Source organism: Streptomyces sp. NPDC099050, from assembly GCF_044759865.1.
Taxonomy (GTDB): domain Bacteria; phylum Actinomycetota; class Actinomycetes; order Streptomycetales; family Streptomycetaceae; genus Streptomyces.
Genome location: NZ_JBIWAE010000063.1, coordinates 1 through 4,280, shown reverse-complemented (window position 1 = coordinate 4,280; position 4,280 = coordinate 1). Strand labels below are relative to the sequence as shown.

The 4,280-nt window shown below is 70.4% G+C and carries 5 protein-coding genes; 4 read left to right on the top strand and 1 reads right to left on the bottom strand.

What is annotated here, in order from left to right; translation table 11 throughout:
* Positions 1-138: 138 nt before the first annotated feature.
* From ACIQV3_RS40450 to ACIQV3_RS40435, 4 genes are all read left to right on the top strand, one after another.
* On the top strand, positions 139-279 hold the full coding sequence (locus ACIQV3_RS40450) for a hypothetical protein (RefSeq protein ID WP_403722366.1): 141 nt from the start codon (positions 139-141) through the stop codon (positions 277-279).
* Positions 276-1,946, top strand: a complete 1,671-nt coding sequence (locus tag ACIQV3_RS40445) for a hypothetical protein (protein WP_403722364.1) — start codon at positions 276-278, stop codon at positions 1,944-1,946. The genes ACIQV3_RS40450 and ACIQV3_RS40445 overlap by 4 nt, the downstream gene beginning before the upstream one ends.
* Positions 1,947-2,144: 198 nt before the next feature.
* Entirely contained in the window at positions 2,145-2,702 is a 558-nt protein-coding gene (locus ACIQV3_RS40440; RefSeq protein WP_403722362.1) for a hypothetical protein, read from the top strand.
* A 98-nt stretch (positions 2,703-2,800) separates the two neighbouring features.
* Positions 2,801-3,784 (top strand): hypothetical protein, encoded by a 984-nt coding sequence (locus tag ACIQV3_RS40435; protein ID WP_403722357.1) that lies wholly within the window; start codon positions 2,801-2,803, stop codon positions 3,782-3,784.
* Between the two features lie 88 nt (positions 3,785-3,872).
* On the opposite strand, the gene ACIQV3_RS40430 is transcribed toward ACIQV3_RS40435, so the two are convergent.
* Positions 3,873-4,280, bottom strand: a 408-nt coding sequence (locus ACIQV3_RS40430) for an IS3 family transposase (protein ID WP_403722354.1), incomplete at its 5' end; no start/stop codon positions are given.

Below are 4,280 nucleotides of genomic sequence, written 5' to 3'. Positions count from 1 at the left end.
ACGACGGCAACGCCAGCCTCACATCGTCCGCGGCTACTTCCACGGCCCCCACGTCCGCTACACCATCGAAGAGAACCCTTTGAGTTTCTGATCAAGCTGGCAGAGCAGTTCACCAAGCCGCGCACCATCCGCTCCGGGGTGCGCGGCGCCGCCCTGCCCCCGCTGTCGGGGCTGGACCTCGCCTACCACCTGATCTGGGCGCAGCGTCTGCACACCGACATGAACACCCCGCTCACCCCCTCGTCGACGGCATGGGCACACCCGGGAGAGGTCGCATGACCGCGGCACCTCAGCACGCCGCAGGCGCCACAGCGCCTGCGGCCGCCGACACCCTCGCTCTGGGGGACACCATCCGCTTCCGCGGTGCCCTCTGGACGGTCACCGCCTTCCACGGACCGCGCATCTTCCTCGACGCCACAGAACCAGTGGAATTGGCAGAGGCAGAACCGCTGATCATCCTGCAGACGGCCGTGACCTCTGCCCCCGACTTCGCCGTACTGAACCGGGCGGCGCCGCGCAGCGCCCTGCCCGGGCGCAGCGGTGAGTTCAGTGCCCTTCCACGCGACGTACGCAAGGCCGCCGAGAAGTGGGAGTGGCACGTCAAAGAGGTACTGCACGAGCAGGCCCCGCATGTTCCCGCCACCACCGAGCCAAAGCCGGCCTACGACCCGCAGCTCCGCACCCTGCGCCAGTGGTACCAGGCCAAGGCCGCCCAGCTCACCCAGGCCGGAGTCCCGGTGTCCGCGGCCACCGTCGAGCGAAAGTGCGCGGCCTGGCGTAAAGAGGGCCTGATGGGTCTCGTCGACAAGCGGCACCTGCGCGCCGCGGCCCCGCATGGACGCGTCGATCCGCGCGTGGTCGACATCGTGTGGGAGGTCTTGGAGGACGAGCGCGAGCGGGGCCTCTCCCCGGGAACCCTGTCCAGGCTGATCGACCGGGTGGAGCAGACGGTTCGGGCCCGCTACGCACATCTGCTCGCCGCCCCGGACACCGCTCGGGGGCTGGTGAACAGTCCGGCGACGTTCTACCGGCTGCTGGAGCGGCTGGGGATCACCGCGCAGAACGCACATACCGCCGCTGCCCGGCGCGCGACCGGATCCGCGATCTCGGCAGAGCGGCCCGGCTCCCGGCGGGCGACCTGGGCCCGCTGGCCCGGGGACCTGGTGCAGATCGACACCACGGGGCTGGACGTCCTCGTCCTCGGGGACGACGGGCGGGTCATCTCCGTGGAGCTCACGATCGCGATCGATGTGGCCACCCGCAGCGTCGTCGGATCACTGATCGTGCCCAAGCGGGCCAGCCGCAGTGGCGGGGGTGGCCGGTGGCTCGCCGGGCGGGCCACCCGATCCTTCGACACCATGCAGGTCGTCGCCCAGACCACGGCCCCGCTGCCCGCACGGCCCGGCTGGGCACCGGAAACCTTCGCGGAAGGATCCGACCTTCCCTTCGAGGACCTCCTGGCCGCCGACCCCCGCTTCGCGGGCGCCGCTGCCCGGCCCGTCATCAAGCCCGAGACCCTCGTCATCGACCACGGCTCGCCCTACATTTCGGCGGACTTCACCCGTGCCTGCCACTCCCTGGGCATCGAGGTACGTGAGGCACGGCTGCGGACCGCGGTCGACAAGGCCATCGTGGAGCGCGCCATGCGGGCGGTGAAGACCGGCTTCAGCCAGCACCTGGCCACCTACACCCACCACCGCCTGGACCTGCGCGGCAAACAAGTTCGCAAGCAGCCGCTGTGGACGATCCCGCAGCTCCAGGAACTGTTCGAGCAGTGGGTGGTCCTGCGCTGGCAGCAGACCCCCCACGGAGCGCTCCGTTCCCCCTTCACCCCCGGTCTGCGCCTGACGCCCAACCAGATGTATGCGGCCCTGGTATCCCTGCGCGGCTACCGGTCCACCGCCCTGACCCCGCAGGAGAACCGCAAACTTCTGCCCGCGGTATGAGTACGGGTCAGCCGCAAGGGCTTCCAGATCAACAACCGCACCTACAACCTCGGCCGGGGAACACTGGACCCGTGCCGCGGGCCCTCCGGGATTACAGCCCAGCAGGGCCGCTGGGAAGTCCACTGCTCCCCCGACCACCCCGAAGTCGCCTGGCTGTTCAACCACCGTGCCGAACCCGGCAGCGACCCGTGGATCGAGGTGCCCTTCATCCACCGCCGACTCCTCGACGACCGGTGGACCGAGGAGACCTGGGCCGCGGCACTGAACATCCACCTCGCCGCCGGCGGCACCCGCCACGACGAGGCTGCCATCACCCGCGCCACCGCCCAGCTGCTTCGCACCGCCACCGCCGGTCCCCCGCCCGCCGCCACCGGGCCGGCTCCCCGCGCGGTCGCACCGTCCCGTCCGGCACTGCCGGCGCCGGCCGAGCCCTACGACGACGACATGCCGCCTCTGGACCCGGACTCCGTCCGCCCGTTCCGGTCCCTAGACCGCCCGGCAGGCGACCTCTTCGACACGTCCGAGCCCGTGCGGGGCGCGGGCCAGAGCCTTGAGGAGTTCCTGGCATCCCTGCCCGGCCTCCACCCGCCCTCCCCCACCGATCCCGGGCCCGTGGGCGACGCGCCCGTGGGCGACGCCGACCGCATGCCCCGCCCGGAGGGGACCCTCGGGGCCGACAACGGCCCCGCCCCTCCAACGCCCGGCGCTCCGAGCGGCGATGAACCGGACAGCTCGCGGCAAGGAGACGACCGCTGAAAGCCCCCGCGCGTGACGCTCAAAGCGCCCCACCTCCCGCGCCGACACCGCTCTCCGCTCCCGGGCCGCCGACCACCCTGCACGGCTGGCGAGCACGCGTGCGCCACCAGCCCGCCCCGCCCGCGATCCCGCCAGCCGGCGACACGGTCCCCGTCGACGAGGACGACCCCCGGGTGCGCTACCACGCCCAGCTCGGCCTCGTCGAAACCACCGACATCGCCACAGGGCTAAAGACCGCACGACGCCTGCTGCGTCTCAACGGCGAACGCCGCCACCCCTGCCCCCACATCGCCATCGACAGCGACTGCCGCGGCACCGGCAAACGCACCCTGCTCCACCACATCGGCATGGCCCACCAGGGACGCCGCGAGAAACTCCACGGCATCGACGACAGCCGCATCCCCGTCGTCTGCGTCAACGCCCCTCCCGAACAGGGCTCACCCGCAGACTGGTCCGCGGCCCTGGCCCTGTTCATCGGCTGGGACCTGTACCGCTCCGACACCGAGCAACGCCCCGTACAGCGTATGAAGGACTTCACCGGCCCCGCTGTCCACGTGATGCGCCACGCCCGCACGGAGGTGTGCCTCGTCGACGGGATCGACCGGCTGCGGACCGAGGACCTGCAGCCCACCTTCGACTTCTTCGACTACCTCACCGACGAACTGGGCCTGACCGTCTTCTGGAGCGGCATCGGCTCCAGCGACATCCTCCGCGAAGCCCGCGCCGCCCGCTTCCCCATACTGCGCCGCCCCACAGAATCCACAGCGGCGATCCGGCCGCGCTCGGTCCCCACCCTCTGGGTCAACCGGCTCCTACCCCGCTGCAAGGAACACCCCGACGAATGGGTCAGCACCCTGGCCGCACTGGATGGCAGGCTCCGCCTGCGCCATCACAAACCCGACAGCCTCCTCGACCATCAGAAAAAGCTCTACCAGATCACCGACGGGCTCATGGAACACCTCACCCCACTGATCGGCATGGCCGCCCAACTCGCCATCCTCGACGGCACCGAAGCCCTCACCCCCGACGTCCTCAACGACGCCGCCCGCTACCTCGACCTACCCCACACAGACCAAGCCTGAAGCCAGAGCGACCGGCATGACACGAACTGCCAGTCACACCGCTCTCCCTGAGCTTGTTCCGCTTTGACGGACACCGTTGGTGTGTTGGTCAGGCCGCCAAGGCGGTTTCGTATTCGGCGGGACTGCGGTAGCCGAGGCTGCTGTGGAGCCGTCGCAAGTTGTACCAGCTTTCGATCCACTCGAATATGGCGGTGTGGGCGGCGGTCCTGGTGGGCCAGGGGTGGGTGTCGCCCAGCTCGTTCTTCAGGGTGGAGAAGAACGATTCCGCGAGCGCGTTGTCCCAGCACTGACCGGTGCGGCCGACGGACAGCCTGATGTCGAACTGCGAGGCCAGGGCGGCTAGTTCACGGCTGGTGTATTGGCAGCCTCGGTCGGAGTGGAAGATCACCGGGCCGGACGGACGGCGGGTGTGGCAGGCGGCCTCGAGGGCGTCGGCGACGAGTTCGGTTCGCAGGTGGTCGGCGGTGGCCCAGCCGACGACGCGGCGGGAGGCGAT

Bases quoted from the DNA above. Each gene is read 5' to 3' on its own strand.
- ACIQV3_RS40445 (WP_403722364.1), top strand. From the start codon at position 276: ATGACCGCGGCACCTCAGCACGCCGCAGGCGCCACAGCGCCTGCGGCC.